Source organism: Burkholderia stagnalis, assembly GCF_039848545.1.
In the GTDB taxonomy this organism is placed as follows: domain Bacteria; phylum Pseudomonadota; class Gammaproteobacteria; order Burkholderiales; family Burkholderiaceae; genus Burkholderia; species Burkholderia stagnalis.
In genome coordinates, this window is sequence record NZ_CP156686.1 from 3,093,806 (window position 1) to 3,108,178 (window position 14,373).

Annotated in this window: 12 protein-coding genes; 5 read left to right on the plus strand and 7 right to left on the minus strand. The window is 68.5% G+C overall.

Annotated elements, in window-relative coordinates; genetic code table 11:
* Positions 1–4: 4 nt before the first annotated feature.
* Positions 5–1,540: a multidrug efflux transporter outer membrane subunit OpcM gene (opcM, locus tag ABFO07_RS30550; RefSeq protein WP_347469306.1), complete on the plus strand. Its 1,536-nt coding sequence runs from the start codon at positions 5–7 to the stop codon at positions 1,538–1,540.
* Between the two features lie 111 nt (positions 1,541–1,651).
* Here the strand turns inward: opcM and ABFO07_RS30555 are convergent, their stop codons facing one another.
* Complete coding sequence (locus ABFO07_RS30555; protein ID WP_059957939.1) at positions 1,652–2,233, minus strand: isochorismatase family cysteine hydrolase; 582 nt, start codon at positions 2,231–2,233, stop codon at positions 1,652–1,654.
* 208 nt (positions 2,234–2,441) lie between these two features.
* Positions 2,442–3,332 carry a LysR family transcriptional regulator gene (locus ABFO07_RS30560; protein WP_059985905.1) on the minus strand — a complete coding sequence of 297 codons (891 nt, stop codon included), beginning with the start codon at positions 3,330–3,332 and terminating at the stop codon, positions 2,442–2,444.
* Positions 3,333–3,431: 99 nt separating this feature from the next.
* Between ABFO07_RS30560 and ABFO07_RS30565 the strand changes: the two genes are divergently transcribed.
* The 4 genes from ABFO07_RS30565 to plcR all read left to right on the plus strand — a co-directional run bounded on the left by ABFO07_RS30565 (position 3,432) and on the right by plcR (position 7,921).
* Complete coding sequence (locus tag ABFO07_RS30565; protein ID WP_347469307.1) at positions 3,432–3,872, plus strand: PACE efflux transporter; 441 nt, start codon at positions 3,432–3,434, stop codon at positions 3,870–3,872.
* Positions 3,873–3,961: 89 nt separating this feature from the next.
* Positions 3,962–4,972, plus strand: coding sequence for a Gfo/Idh/MocA family protein (locus ABFO07_RS30570; protein WP_347469716.1), 1,011 nt, complete (start codon positions 3,962–3,964; stop codon positions 4,970–4,972).
* Between the two features lie 196 nt (positions 4,973–5,168).
* Positions 5,169–7,325 carry a phosphocholine-specific phospholipase C gene (locus tag ABFO07_RS30575; RefSeq protein ID WP_347469308.1) on the plus strand — a complete coding sequence of 719 codons (2,157 nt, stop codon included), beginning with the start codon at positions 5,169–5,171 and terminating at the stop codon, positions 7,323–7,325.
* Positions 7,322–7,921, plus strand: coding sequence for a phospholipase C accessory protein PlcR (plcR, locus tag ABFO07_RS30580; RefSeq protein ID WP_059563771.1), 600 nt, complete (start codon positions 7,322–7,324; stop codon positions 7,919–7,921). Before ABFO07_RS30575 ends, plcR begins: the two co-directional genes overlap by 4 nt.
* Positions 7,922–7,997: 76 nt before the next feature.
* Here plcR and ABFO07_RS30585 read toward each other — a convergent pair whose 3' ends face one another.
* From ABFO07_RS30585 to ABFO07_RS30605, 5 genes are all read right to left on the minus strand, one after another.
* Positions 7,998–8,852, minus strand: coding sequence for an alpha/beta fold hydrolase (locus ABFO07_RS30585; protein WP_059563772.1), 855 nt, complete (start codon positions 8,850–8,852; stop codon positions 7,998–8,000).
* A gap of 277 nt (positions 8,853–9,129) precedes the next feature.
* Positions 9,130–9,459, minus strand: coding sequence for a DUF3579 domain-containing protein (locus ABFO07_RS30590; RefSeq protein ID WP_059563773.1), 330 nt, complete (start codon positions 9,457–9,459; stop codon positions 9,130–9,132).
* 81 nt (positions 9,460–9,540) lie between these two features.
* The gene (locus ABFO07_RS30595) at positions 9,541–10,905 is read right to left on the minus strand and encodes a sigma-54-dependent transcriptional regulator (RefSeq protein ID WP_059563774.1); all 1,365 of its coding nucleotides are present in this window, start codon (positions 10,903–10,905) and stop codon (positions 9,541–9,543) included.
* Entirely contained in the window at positions 10,895–12,778 is a 1,884-nt protein-coding gene (locus tag ABFO07_RS30600; RefSeq protein ID WP_059906467.1) for a sensor histidine kinase, read from the minus strand. The genes ABFO07_RS30595 and ABFO07_RS30600 overlap by 11 nt, the downstream gene beginning before the upstream one ends.
* Before the next feature lie 106 nt (positions 12,779–12,884).
* Complete coding sequence (locus ABFO07_RS30605) at positions 12,885–14,249, minus strand: 2-hydroxycarboxylate transporter family protein (RefSeq protein ID WP_059985915.1); 1,365 nt, start codon at positions 14,247–14,249, stop codon at positions 12,885–12,887.
* Between the last annotated feature and the right edge of the window lie 124 nt (positions 14,250–14,373).

The following is a 14,373-nucleotide window of genomic DNA, read 5'->3' on the forward strand; positions in this document are numbered from 1 at the left end:
CACGATGGATAACTCGAAGACTCAATCTGGTTTGATGCGCATCGCGAAGCTGGCGGCGGCGAGCGGCCTGCTCGTATCGCTGCTGGCCGCCTGCGCGGTCGGGCCCGACTACAAGCGGCCGGACGTTGCAACGCCCGCCGCGTTCAAGGAAGCGCCGGCGCTCGCGGCCGGCGAGCAGGCCGGCACGTGGAAAACCGCCGAGCCGTCGGATGCCGCGCATCGCGGCGAATGGTGGAAGGCGTTCGGCGATCCGGTGCTCGATTCGCTCGAAGCGCAGGCGCTCGCCGCGAACCAGAACCTGAAGGCCGCGGCGGCGCGCGTCGAGGAAGCGCGCGCGGCCACCCGCTCGGCGCGCTCGCAATGGTTCCCGCAGGTCGGCGCAGGCTTCGGGCCGACGCGTCAGGGGCTGTCGTCGGCGTCGCAGTCGCTGCCGCAGGGCAGCGGCCCGGTCAATTCGACGCTGTGGCGCGCGGAGGGCACGGTGTCGTATGAAGCGGACCTGTTCGGCCGCGTGGGCCGCAACGTCGAGGCATCGCGTGCGGACGAGGCGCAGAGCGAGGCGCTGTTCCGTTCGGTGCAGCTCGCGCTGCAGGCGGACGTCGCGCAGAACTACTTCGAGCTGCGCCGGCTCGATTCCGACCAGGACCTGTACCGCCGCACGGTCGAACTGCGTGAACAGGCGCTGAAGCTCGTGCAGCGCCGCTTCAACGAGGGCGACATCAGCGAGCTCGACGTGTCGCGCGCGAAGAACGAACTGGCGACCGCGCAGGCCGATGCGGTTGGCGTCGCGCGTCGCCGCGCGGCGTCCGAGCACGCGCTCGCGATCCTGCTCGGCAAGGCGCCGGCGGATTTCGCGTTCAAGGAAACGCCGCTCGTGCCGGTCGCGGTGAGGGTGCCGGCGGGCCTGCCGTCGGCGCTGCTCGAACGCCGCCCCGACGTGGCGGCGGCCGAGCGCGCGATGGCCGCGGCGAACGCGCGCATCGGGCTCGCGAAATCGGCGTACTTCCCGAAGCTCGACATCACCGGTGCGGCCGGCTTTGAAGCATCGACGCTCGGCAACCTGTTCATGTGGTCGAGCCGCACGTTCCTGCTCGGGCCGTTCGCGGGCACCGCGCTGACGCTGCCGCTGTTCGACGGCGGGCGGCGTGCCGCGGGCGTGCAGCAGGCGCGCGCGCAGTACGACGAACAGGTTGCGAACTACCGGCAGCAGGTGCTCGTCGCGTTCCGCGAGGTCGAGGACAATCTGGCCGACCTGCGGCTGCTCGACGACCAGATTCGCGCGCAGGATTCGGCCGTCAACGCGTCGCGGCGTGCGGCGACGCTGTCGCGCACCCAGTATCAGGAAGGCGAGGTCAGCTATCTCGACGTGATCGACAGCGAGCGCTCGGTGCTCGTGTCGCAGTTGCAGTCGAATGCGCTGACGGGCACGCAGGCGGTGTCCACCGTGAACCTGATCCGCGCGCTGGGCGGCGGGTGGGGCGATGCCCCGGCGGCGGTCGGCGACGCGGCGCGCGGCAAGGACGAAGTCGCCGCGCGTTGAGCGAGCGTGGCGGGCGATGCGGCGGGATGCATCGCCCGGATGAACATCGAACCCCGGCGCGCGGCGATGAGCCGCGTGGCCGGGGTTTGTTTTGGTGCGGACGTCGAACGTCTAGGCAAGCAGGCGCAACGCATCCGCGAGCGACAGCACCGTCGTGCGCGAATCGAATGCGGTGGAGAACAGATGGTCGTGTACGACCGGGTCCGGGTCGTAACAACAATCCTTGACCGTGAACAGGCGGAAATCCGCGTCGCTCGCATACGCGACCGACGACAGCACGACACCGGTCGACGCAATGCCGACCATGATCAGCGTATCGACGCCTTGCGCGGACAGTCGCACCGCCAGATCGGTGCCGAAGAACACGCTGGCCCGGTGCGCGGCGATCAGCGGTTCGTGGGCCTGCCGGCCCAGTTCGGGCGCGGTCCGGTCTTCGACGAAGAGCCCCAGCCGCTTGATGCCTTGCCCGTTCTTGTTCAGCGGGCTGACTTCCGGATAGCCCGGACTGAAACGCAGGTTGGCGAAATACACGCCGACGCCCTTGGCCCGCGCGGCGTCGCAGAGCTGGCGCGTATTGGCGAGCAAGGCCGGCGCGACGGATGGAAAGAGCCCGAGTATGTCGGTCTGGTAATGCATGACGACGAGCGCGGTTTGCGACGGCGTGATCGGGCGGTTGATTTCGTCGGTTGTCATGGCGCCACCTCTTTCCGGTTCGTGACGGATGCTGTCATTCGCGTCTCCTTCAGGTCGATACGTGGTTCATTTTCGCAACCTGGAAATAGTACGTCATGCGGCCAGGAGAACGACCGGCACGGCATTCGTGCCGCAACTAACGGCCTATCCCCGCCGGCGCCCGCGAACTGACGCGCGCGGCGCTGCCGCGGTCGTTAGCCCGCGATCGTCAGCCCACCGCACCAGTCGCCCTTAGCGCCCGCACCAGCTCGCCCGCCGCCTTGCCGAGCCCCGTGTGCTTCGGCAGGCGCAGATAAACGGGCAGCGTCAAACCATTGCGAATATTCGCGAATACCAGTCGCGTGAGCTCGCCGGCGTCGACATGACGCCCGATCACGGATTCCGGCAAGTTCGCCCAGCCGTGGCCGGCCTTCACGAGCGCGATCGCGGTGGCCATGTCGTCGACCTTCCACGTGCGGCTGCCGATCACGGGCCGGATATCGGTCAGCGGCGTATCGGCATCGGCGATCACGATCTGCCGGAAGCCCGACAGCCGCTCGATCGCTGCCGGCCGCGCACCATCGGCAACCAGCGGATGGCCCGGCGCGGCGACCGCGACGAGCGTCTCGGCCCACAGCGCATGAATCTGCTCCTGCGGATGGAGATCGAGCCCGCCGTACGCGACGCACAGGTCCACCGCGGAGCGATGCAGCGCGTCGACGATCACGTCCTGCGGCGCCGTCGTGACGCTGATCGCCAGCGCCGGGTAGGTTGAGGCGACGGCGGTCAGCGCCTGCGCGACGGGCGCGCCGTCGATCTCGGCGGCAAGGCCGATGCGCAGCGTGTCCTCGACGCCCGCGGACAGGTGCTGCGCATGCGCGCGCAATGCTTGCAGCCGTTCGGCGATCGACCGCGCGTCGGGCAGCAAGGCCGTCATCGCCGCAGTGGGCGTGGGTTCGCGCGTGCCGCGGTCGAACAGCGCGAGGCCCAGCTCGGCCTCGAGATTCGCGATGGCCATGCTGACGGCCGACGGCGTGCGGCCGAGCGCGCGCGCGGCGGCGGAGAAGGAGCCTTTGTCGATGACGGTCAGCAGCATGTCGATGTGGTCGCTGGTGAGCACGAGACGCCTCCTGTAAGCAGAATTGAAAGGACCTGACTTTTGCGGACGGCCGCCTCGCTGTTAGTCTCGGCGCCTTGTTCGATTCGCAGGTGAGTGGTCATGCAAGGCTGGAAGAGACGCATCGTCTATGTCGTGCTGTTCGAGGTGCTCGGCATCCTGGTCGCGTCCGCGACGCTGGGTGCGCTGAGCGGCGCGGGCGCCGCGAAAAGCGGCATGCTGGGGGTGATGATCTCGACGACGGGCGTCGTCGTCAATTTCCTGTACAACCTCGCGTTCGAGGCATGGGAGCGGCGCCGCGCGGCGACCACCCGCTCGGTCGGGCGCCGCGTGCTGCACGCGATCGGGTTCCAGGTCGCGCTCGTGACGTTCCTGATCCCGCTGATCGCGTGGTGGCTCGACGTGTCGCTGCTTCAGGCGTTCCTGTTCGACGCCGTGCTGATCGTGTTCTTCCCGATCTTCACGTTCGTCTACAACTGGTCGTTCGACGCCGTGTTCGGGCTGCCGGACGCGGTGACGCGCCACGCCGAACCGCAGGCGTAGGCCGCACCCTCGCGTCCTGCGCGGGCGGCGACGCGCGTATATTGGCACGAATCGAAAGCGTATCGCAGGTCGATCGAATGGAAGAACGCATGACGGAAGTACGCTGGGGCATCATCGGCTGCGGCGCGGTGACCGAAGTGAAGAGCGGCCCGGCCTTCGGGAAGGTGGCCAACTCGCGCGTGGTTGCCGTCATGCGCCGCGATGCCCGGCTGGCGGCGGATTACGCGAGTCGGCATCACGTCCCGCGCTGGTACGCGGATGCCACCGGCCTCATCGAGGATCCGGAAGTCAACGCGGTGTATGTGGCGACGCCGCCGAACATGCACAAGGCATACGCGATCGAGTGCATGGAGGCGGGCAAGCCCGTGTACGTCGAAAAACCGATGGCCCTGAATGCGCAGGAGTGCGCGGAGATGCTCGCGGCATCGAGGGCCAACGGCACGCCGCTGTTCGTCGCCTATTACCGCCGACGCCTGCCCCGCTTCCTGAAGATCCGCGAGCTGATCGCGTCGGGCGCCTGCATCGGAACGCCCCGGTTCGTCACCTGCATGCTTCATCGGCCGCTCGAAGCGCGATACCGGAACCCGGCCGAGCTTCCGTGGACGGTCATGCCGGACATCTCGGGCGGCGGCCTCTTCGTCGATCTGGCGTGCCATACGCTCGACATCCTCGATTTCCTGTTCGGCGAAATCACGTCGGTGCGCGGGCATGCCAGTTCGCAGTCGAATGCCTATCCCGCGGAAGACTGCGTATCGATGTCGTTCCTCTTCCGCAACGGCATGCACGGCTGCGGGATGTGGAATTTCGCGTGCCATGAGCGGTACGACGAGGTTCGCGTGGTCGGCAGCGAAGGGCAAATCACGTTTGCGACGTTCGGCGATGGGGACATCGTCGTCACGCGGCCGGGCGAACCCGAGCAGCGATTCGCGATCGGGAATCCCGTGCATATCCAGCAACCGCTGATCGAATGCGTGGTCCGGAGCCTGACGGGGGCGAGCGCTTGCCAGCCCGATCTGGAGCCCACCCACGCGGCCAGAACGAGCTGGGTCATGGATCAGGTGCTGAACGAATACCGACTCAGCCAGCACCTGCGCGCCTGACTGGCGCGGCCACCCGGCCGCATCGAAGGACGATTGGTAGAAGACTTCTAATGTCGCAATCGTCTGGTTTTTCGTCGCGGCTTAACAAAATTGTCCGATCGCGCTTCCTAGAATTCGACGAAACGATGTGGCGCGCGGCTTCGTTGCGCGCTCATCCATTCCATCCCGTGAGTCAAAAAACGAGGAGAGTGTGTCGATGCCGCGACTCGATCGTCGTACGTTCCTGATCCGCTCGGCCCAGGCCGCCGGTGCTTCGGCACTCGCGGCCGCGGTGCCCGAATCCATCCGGCGCGCGCTCGCCGTCGAGCCGGCCCGCGTGACCGGAACGATCCGCGACGTGCAGCACATCGTCGTGCTGATGCAGGAGAACCGCGCGTTCGACCATTACTTCGGCACCTTCCCGGGCGTGCGCGGCTTCAACGATCCGCGCGCGGTCGCACGCCCCGACGGCAAGGCGATCTGGTATCAGAACTACAAGGGCCGCGACTACGTGCCCTGGCACCTCGACACGTCGAAGACGTGGGCGCAGTGGATGACGTCCGAATACCACGACTGGGATCCGTTCCACCAGCTGTGGAACGAGGGCCGCAACGACAAGTGGATGGCCGTGCAGTGGCCCGAGGCGATGGGCTATTTCAAGCGCACCGACCTGCCTTACTACTATCCGCTCGCGAACGCGTTCACGATCTGCGATGCGTATCACCAGTCGATGATGGGGCCCACCAACCCGAACCGGCTGTACCTGATGACGGGCCGCGCGTCGCCGAACCCCGACGGCAGCCAGGTCGCGACGTCCAACTTCATGGGCGACCGCACCGGCACGGTGTCGTGGACAACCTTCCCGGAACGCCTGCAGCAGGCCGGCATCGACTGGCGGATCTACCAGGAAGGCGGCGTCGGCTCGTATCGGGACGTGTGGAATGTCGTGTCGAGCCGCTACTGGATCGACAACACGAACAATTTCGATTGCAACGCGCTGGCGTGGTTCGCGCAATTCAAGTCGGCACCGACGAGCTCGCCGCTGTACCAGCGCGGGATGACCGCGCGCGGCATCGCGTCGCTGCGCGACGACGTGCTGGCCGACCGCCTGCCGCAGGTGTCGTGGATCGTGCCGCCGTTCTCGTCGTCCGAGCATCCATGGTGGGGGCCGTCGTTCGGTGAGGAGTTCGTGTCGCGGATCCTCGATGCGCTCACGTCGAACCCGGCCGTGTGGGCGAAGACGGTGTTCCTGCTCTGCTACGACGAAGGCGACGGCTTCTACGATCATGTGACGGCGCCCGTGCCGCCGTGGAAGGCCGGCAAGGGGCTGTCGACGGTCAGCGTCGAAGGCGAGATCGAGCAGCAGTCGGGGCTGCCGATCGGGCTCGGCACGCGCGTGCCGCTGATCGCGATCTCGCCGTGGTCGAAGGGCGGCTGGACCTGTTCCGAGGTGTTCGACCACACGTCGGTGATCCGCTTCATCGAGAAGCGCTTCGTCGACGATCATCCGGGCGTCTACGAAACCAACATCACGCCGTGGCGCCGCGCGGTGTGCGGCGACCTGAGCTCGGCGTTCGATTTCGCGGGCGACGCCGATGCCGCGGTGCCGTCCGCGCTGCTCGACCTCACGGCGACCAAGGCGCAGCTCGACAACGCGTACTGGGTCCAGTACTACCTTGCGAAGCCGAGCTATCCGGCGGGCTACCCGGCCGAGAATGCGCCGCTGCCCGTGCAGGAGCCGGGCCAGCGCAAACTGCGCCCGGTGCCGTACGAATTGTTCGTCGAGGCCGCGCTCGACGTGCGCGCGGGCGTGCTGAACGTGAGCTTCGCGAACAACGGCAAGGCGCTGCCCGGCAACGCGGCCGGCACGTCGGCCGCGGTGTTCCACGTGCACGACGCGCTCGCGCAGAACGGCCCGCGCTTCTACACGATCCAGAACGGCCGCGTGCTGAGCGACCAATGGTGGCCGGTGCGCGATACGCAGGGGCGCTACGATCTCGCCGCATACGGGCCGAACGGTTTCTATCGCCGCTTCAAGGGCGGCGCGACGGCGAGCGCGGCGCTGCTCGACGTGAGCGTCGCGTATCGCGTCGACGGCGGGCTCGTCGTGCGGATGCGCAACGCCGGCAACGCGCGGCTCACCGCGACGATCACGGACAACGGCTACGGTGTCGCGCCGCGCGCCGGCGCCATCGAGCCGGGCGCGACGGTCGAGACGGTGTGGAACCTGGCCGGAAGCGGCGGCTGGTACGACCTGAGCGTGACGGTCGACGCGGATGCGGACTATCTGCGCGCGCTGGCCGGCCACGTCGAGACGGGCGCGGCGAGCATCACCGATCCGCTATTCGCGCGCGTCACCGGGAGCGCAGCATGAGCCGCGATCGCGTGTTGTGGGGTGGCGTGGTGCTGGCGGCAGGCACCGTCGCATCGGCCGCCGTGTTGTGGACCAGCCGCCTGGACGCCGCGCGGCCAGCCGATTCTCCACCTGCCCTTCAACAGGAAACCCGCATGACGAACGCTTCGACTGCCTCGCCCGCCGACTTCCACGCGCAGTTCGACGGCTATGCGCACGACCGCGCGACGCTCGGCGCTGCCGAGCGGCAGGCGCGCGCGCGCGAACTGCTCGCGCGTTTGCGCGCCGGCGCGGATGCGGGGGCGCTCGATCCGCACGAAGCGTCCGGCATCGCGGATCTGCTGTGGCAGGACGCGGAACCCGATGCGGCCGCGCGTCGCGCGGGCAGCGATGCGCTGCGCGAGCACCTGCGCGATCTCGCGATGGGCGCGCGTGCGCCGTCGCCGGCGCGCGAGCGGCAGGACGCGGCCTATGTGGCGGAGAGCCGCAAGATCATCGACGAGGTGACGCGCACCGTGCCGGACCGCGAGCAGCAGCGTGCAGCGCTCGATATGCGGCTCGCGGAATTGCGCAGGCAGATCTACGGGACGGCGGCGCCGGCGACGCACGGCGGTTGAGCGCGGCAGGCACCGGGCGCGCATCGCGCGGCCCGGTCGCGTTTCGGAGGAAATGGGCGCGCGGCCTGAAGAACGCTTACGCGGCGACGAATTCGTGCACGTAGCGATTGAACACGCCCGGCGCCGCGGCGTTCATGCCGTGCGACGCACCGGCGACGGTCTGCCGTTGCGCACCGCCGATCCACTGCGCGAGCGTCTCGACGTTGTGGCGGAACATCTTCGGGCTGCGCTGCCCGTCGATCAGCAGCGTGGGGCACGCGATGTCGGCGGCCGCGCCGCGCGTATACGCAGGCAGCGCGTCGCGCAGCTGCTTCGGCAGCGTGCTCGCGTTGTCGATCGCCATCGTGCGAAAGCGCGACGTGCTCTTCTTCCACGCGCCGGGGATGCTGACCGAATCGACGAACATCTCGAGCCCGGCCTCGACGTCGCCGTGCTCGATCAGGCTCACGGCCTTCGTGCGCAGCGCGATCGCGGCCGGCGGCAGCTTCGCTTCCTCGCGCACGCCGTCCTGCTGCAGCGGGCCGCCCGGATCGGCGAGCGTCAGCGTCGCGACGAGATCGGGGCGATGGCGTGCGACGTTGAACGCAACGCTGCCGCCGCGCGAGTGGCCGACCAGGTGCACGGGGCCGAGATCGAGCGCGTCGATGAATTCGGCCAGCTCGTCGACGTGGTTCTGCCACGCGAACTCGTTCTGGATGCCTGCCTCGACGGCCGGCCAGTAGTGGCTGAGGCTCGGCGCGATGCAGTGGTAGTGCGCGGACAGCGACGCGAGCTGCGCGTCCCAGTAGCGGTAATCGCAGAGCGATCCATGGACGAAGATCATCGGCGCGCCCGTGCCCTTCTCGACGTAAGGCAGGCTGATGCCTGACGACAGCGTCGCAAATTGCAGGTCGGGGTTCGCGAGCACCGAAGGCTCGATTCGCATGTTCATGAGTGAAAAACTCGCAGGTGCGTCATCACGTCGCAACTATGCCCGACGGCGGCATTTAAGAAAAATGGATAATTCTCATTGCATCGATCAATTTCCTTGATACCAACACCGCAAACCCCTGTCGTAGAAAGGGCCTTCAGCTTGGCGATCAATTGGTCTGATGATTTCGCGCGGGCCGAGCGGCGGCGTGCCGCGGGCCGGTGAGCCCGGCGCGGCAGCGAAGCGGGAGAGGGGGGAGAAGCGGGAAAAGCGGGAAAAGCGGGCGGCCGGCCCGCCGTCAGCGGGCCGCCAAAGCGGGCGCGGGGCGCGCGTCGACCGGCAGGTCGTTGTCGCGGGCGAACTGCATCACGAACGCGAATGCGTCGGGGCATACGGCCTGCAGTTCATGCGAGACGAGCAGGCACTTGGCGCCGCTGTCGACGACAGGCGTCGCGAGCCGCGTGAGCGCGCTCGGAAAGCCCGGCCGCTTCTCGCCGACGAACAGCGTGATGACGCCCGCGAGGCGCTCGGGCCAGTCGCCGGGCCGGAACGTCTTCTGCGCGTGCGTGATGCCCCGGATCAGGTAGCCGTCGAGCTGGCCTGCGTCGGTGAGGGTGATGCGATCCATGCGTATTCCGATCCTCGTTCGCGTTGCGTGGGCAGCCGCGCGTGGCCACGGCATGCCCGATTCGATATGCGTGAACAGGCCCTAAGCATCGCCGCCGTCGGCCGCCGCGTCGCCGCGCGCGGGAATCTTCAGGTTGCGCAGCTTGTGATAGAGCGTCTTCTTCGGCATCCCGAGTTCGACGCTGGCGTCCGCCACGTTGCCGTTGTGCCGGCGCAGCATGTCCTCGATCAGCATCCGCTCGAAATACGCGAGCTGCTCCGCGAGCGTGCCGCCCTTCGCGGCGGCGCCGCCGGCCGACAGCAGGCTGTCGCCGGTCAGCCCGAGCACGAAGCGGTCGGCGACGTTCTGCAGTTCGCGCACGTTGCCGGGCCACTGGTGCGTCATCAGTTCGGAAACCTGCGCAGCGGACACCACGGGCGCCGGCTGCCCGAACCGCCGCGCGGCCGCGAGCACGAAGTGCTCGAACAGCAGCGGCACGTCCTCGCGCCGTTCGCGCAGCGGCGGCAGCTCGATCTGCGCGACGTTCAGCCGGTACAGCAGGTCGGCGCGAAAGCGCCCGTCGGCCGCGAGCTCGGCGAGGTCCGCCTTCGACGCGGCGACCACGCGGCAATCGACCGGAATCAGCTCGTTCGCGCCGAGCCGCTCGATCACGCGCTCCTGCAGCACGCGCAGCATCTTGACCTGCAGCGCGATCGGCATCGTTTCGATCTCGTCGAGGAACAGCGTGCCGCCGTGCGCCCACTCGATCTTGCCGATGCGCTTCTTGATCGCGCCCGTGAACGCGCCGGCCTCGTGGCCGAACAGCTCGCTTTCGAACACCTGCTCCGGCAGCCCGCCGCAGTTCAGCGCGACGAAATGCGCGTCGCGCCGGCCGCCGAAGTCGTGCAGGCTGCGCGCGATCAGCTCCTTGCCGGTGCCCGTCTCGCCGGTGATCAGCACCGACACCGACGTATCGGCGAGCCGCAGGATCTTCTTGCGCACGTCGGCCATCGCCGGCGACTTGCCGAGCACGAACGCCTCGATGCCCTGCCAGTTGTGCAGCGCCGCGCGCAACCCTTGCACCTCGAGCGTGAGGCGCCGCTTCTCGACCGCGCGCGCGACCCGCCCGGCGATCACGTCGGACGAGAACGGCTTCTCGATGAAGTCGTACGCGCCCACCTGCATCGCGCCGACGGCCGTCGAGATGTCCGCGTGGCCGCTGATCAGCACGACCGGGATCTGCGCATCGACGGCCATCACGCGGTCGAGCAGCTGCAGCCCGTCGATGCCCGGCATCCGCACGTCCGACACGATCACGATCGGCGCGCCCGGCGCGACGTGTTCCAGCGCGTCGGCAGCCGACGCAAACGCGCTCACCGGAAACCCGGCGAGCGCGACGGCCTGCTCGACGCCGATCCGGACGTTCTCATCGTCCTCGACGACCAGCACCCGAATCTCATCTTCCATGGTCTGTCCTTTGCGGCGTGGCCGCCGCGAATTCGATACTGAACTGCGCGCCGCCTTCGTCGCGGTTGGCCGCGCCGATCTTCGCGCCGAACCCCTCGACGATGCGCGACGTGATCGCAAGGCCGAGCCCGAGCCCCTGGCCGCGCGGCTTGGTCGTGACGAACGGCTCGAACAGATGCGCGAGCACGTCCGGCGCGATGCCCGCGCCGCTGTCGGCGATCGTGAAGCGCACGCGGCCGTGCGCGTCCGGCCCGTGCGCGGCGATGACGATCTCGCGCCGGGCCGCATCATGCACCGCGTCGAGCGCGTTGCCCAGCAGATTCACGATCACCTGCTGCAACTGGCTCGATTCCGCGTATACGGTCGTGCCCGGCGGAATCCGCACGTCGAGCGTCACGCCCTCGTCGCGAATCCGCGCGTCGTAGATGAGCCGCGCATGCGCGACCGCCTCGGCCAGCGACACCGCGACGCGCTCGATATCCGGCTTGCGCGCGAACGTCTTCAGCTCGCCGGTCAGCACGGCCATGCTGTCGACGAGCTTGCCGATGCGTTCGAGATTGGCGAGCGCCTGCGCCGGCTGGCTGCGCTCGAAGAACGTGCGCGCGTTGTCGCACAGCGTGCGGATCGCGACGAGCGGCTGGTTCAGCTCGTGCGTGAGGCCCGCGGCCATCTGCCCGAGCACCGCGAGCTTGCCCGCGTGCACGACTTCCTGCTGCGAATCGCGCAGGCGCTGTTCGGTGCGTTCGCGCTCGACGATCTCCTGCTGCATCCGTTCGTTCGCGGCCGTCAGCGCGGCCGTGCGCTGCGCGACGGTCAGCTCGAGCTGGTCGTTCGCGCGCCGCAGCGCGTCCTGCGCGTTGAGCCGCGCGGCGATCGTGCGGCGCCGCTGGATCGCGTAGGCGGCGTAGAGCGCGGCGATCAGGAACACGCCCGTCACGAACGCGAACGCCATCTGCTGCTGGCGGCGCGCGCCCGACACGTCGAGCAGCACCATCAGCGAATCGCCGGCCTGCGGCGCGGGCCGCGACATCACGAGATAGCGTGCGGTGCGCCCCGCATGGCGCAGGTCCGGAAACACGCCGAGCCACGCGGCGGCGTTGCGCTCGTCGGTGCGCCGGTAGGGCAGCGCCTCGACCGTGCGGCCCGCGTATTGCCGCGAGGCCTGGATGTCGCTCTGCTGCTGCGCGGTGATCGGCCGCAGCGCGGCGAATTTCCATTCGGGTTCGGTCGAGATCACGATCACGCCGTTGCGGTCGACCACCATCGCCGCGACGCCGGGCGCGCGCCACGCCGATTCGAGCGCGTCGACGCTCACCTTGACGGCGGCGGCGCCGAGCGTCGCGCCGTCGTCGCGCACCGCGCTCGCGAAGTAGAGGCCGGGGATGCCCGTGTTGGTGCCGATGCCGAAGAAGCGGCCGCTGCCGTGCGCGAGCGCGTCCTTGAAGTACGGCCGGTACGACACGTTGGTGCCGACGAAGCTGACCGGCTGGTTCCAGTTGCTGGCCGCGATCACCGAGCCCTGCAGGTCGATCACGTCGGCGGCGCCGCTGCCCGCATCGCGGTTGACGGCTTCGAGATAGGTGTTGACGGTGTGCAGCAGGCCGGGCGCGTCATGCGGCGTGGCTTTCAGCAGCGCGCGCACGCTGTCCTGGCGGGCGATCAGCACGGGCATCATCTCGTAGCGCCCGAGCTCGCTTTTCAGGCTCGCCGCATACAGGTCGAGCCGGTGCGCGCCGGTTTCCTCCAGGCCGTCGATCGCGCGATCCCACGCGAACTCGACCGCGGCGGCCGTCACGCCGACATACAGCGCCGCGGCCGCCGCCCAGCCCCACCATGCGATTCCCTTGTAACGCTTCTGCACATTCGCCCTCATCGATGCCCGTCGCCGGCCCGCCGAATGTGCGCGCGCCGCGCGCCGGGCGAACCGGCCGCGGCGCTGCGCCGCGTGCGGCCGCCGCGACGGGACGCGCGGCGACGCGTCATCCGAGATGCGCCAGCAGGATCAGCGTCACCGTGACGACGATCGCGCCACCGATGCGGGTGGCGATCTGCGCGAACGGCATCAGCTGCATGCGGTTCGCGGCGGTCAGGATCGCGACGTCGCCGGTGCCGCCTTGCCCGCTGTGGCACGCGTTCACGATGGCCGTGTCGATAGGGTACATCTTCAGCAGGCGGCCGACCACGAAGCCGGTGCCCATCAGCGTGGCGACCGTCGCGACGATCGTGATCACGTTGACCAGCGTGAACGCGCCGGTCAGCTTGTCCCACGGCGTCATCGCGACGCCGATCGCGAACAGCAGCGGATAGGTGACGGCGGTCGAGAAGAACTTGTAGACGACGAACGCGCCTTCCTGCAGCGGCGGCGACACCGCGCGCGCGAGCTTCACGAGCACCGCGAGGAACAGCATCGCGACCGGCGCCGGCAGGCCGAACAGCTTGTGCGCCATCAGGCCGACCAGGTACAGCGTGATCGCGGTGATGCCGGCGCCCGCGATGTGCGTGACGTCGACGTGGCCGCGGATCTCCTCGTTCTCCGGCGTCATGTCGCCGTGCTCGCCCACTTGCAGGCGGCCGTTGCCGGTCAGGTGCGGCAGGCGCTTGCCGAGCATGTCGAGCGCGCCCGACAGGATGATCGCGGTCAGGCTGCCGAGCATCACCGGCGGCAGCACCATCGCGAACATCTCGCCTTGCGGCAGGTGCATCAGTTCCGAATAGCCGATCGACAGCGGGATCGCGCCTTCGCCGACGCCGCCGGCCATGATCGGCACGACGATGTACAGCAGCGTGTGGCGCGCGCCGAGGCCGAGCGCGGTGCCGACCGCGGTGCCGACGATCGCCGCGGCGATCGAGCCGGCCGCGAGCGGCACGAAGATCTTCACGAAGCCCTGGATCAGCACGCGCCGGTCCATGCTCAGGATGCTGCCGACGATGATCGACGCGATGAACAGGTACAGGAAGTTGGTCGACTTCGTGAACTCGGTCGTGAGGGTGAGCACGGGCTTCGGCAGCACGTGATAGTAGGTCAGCGCGGACGGCACGAAGGTCGCGAAGATCGCCGCGGCGCCGATGTTGCGCAGGAGCGGCAGGCGCTTGCCGAGTTCGGCGCAGGTGAAGCCGAAGAACGCGAGCACCGCGATCGCCATCGAGATCTCGCCGGGCACCTTGCCGGTGACCGAGAAGCCGACGATCAGCGCGAACAGGATGAAATAGATCGGCAGCGGGATGATGCCGATGCGGATCTCCATCAGCTTCCACCAGCCTTCGGGCCAGAAGCGCGTGCGGGTGTCGGAACGGAGCTGGGCGATCGGCTCCGCGTGAGCGGGGGTGGACGTAGAGGTCTGCAACACGTGTCTCCTTGGATTTGGAATGCCGGCGCCGCGTGGCGGCATCGCGTGCCGACTATTACGCAACGTCCGTGCCAGGAGCGATCTCGCGAGAAAATCCGTAATACATTGATTTGACGCGGGT

Coding starts and splice junctions, on each gene's coding strand:
- ABFO07_RS30575 (WP_347469308.1), top strand. CDS start 5,169: ATGCCGCGACTCGATCGTCGTACGTTCCTGATCCGCTCGGCCCAGGCC.
- opcM (WP_347469306.1), top strand. CDS start 5: ATGGATAACTCGAAGACTCAATCTGGTTTGATGCGCATCGCGAAGCTG.
- ABFO07_RS30555 (WP_059957939.1), bottom strand. CDS start 2,233: ATGACAACCGACGAAATCAACCGCCCGATCACGCCGTCGCAAACCGCG.
- ABFO07_RS30590 (WP_059563773.1), bottom strand. CDS start 9,459: ATGGATCGCATCACCCTCACCGACGCAGGCCAGCTCGACGGCTACCTG.
- ABFO07_RS30585 (WP_059563772.1), bottom strand. CDS start 8,852: ATGAACATGCGAATCGAGCCTTCGGTGCTCGCGAACCCCGACCTGCAA.
- ABFO07_RS30570 (WP_347469716.1), top strand. CDS start 3,962: ATGACGGAAGTACGCTGGGGCATCATCGGCTGCGGCGCGGTGACCGAA.
- ABFO07_RS30565 (WP_347469307.1), top strand. CDS start 3,432: ATGCAAGGCTGGAAGAGACGCATCGTCTATGTCGTGCTGTTCGAGGTG.
- plcR (WP_059563771.1), top strand. CDS start 7,322: ATGAGCCGCGATCGCGTGTTGTGGGGTGGCGTGGTGCTGGCGGCAGGC.
- ABFO07_RS30595 (WP_059563774.1), bottom strand. CDS start 10,905: ATGGAAGATGAGATTCGGGTGCTGGTCGTCGAGGACGATGAGAACGTC.
- ABFO07_RS30600 (WP_059906467.1), bottom strand. CDS start 12,778: ATGAGGGCGAATGTGCAGAAGCGTTACAAGGGAATCGCATGGTGGGGC.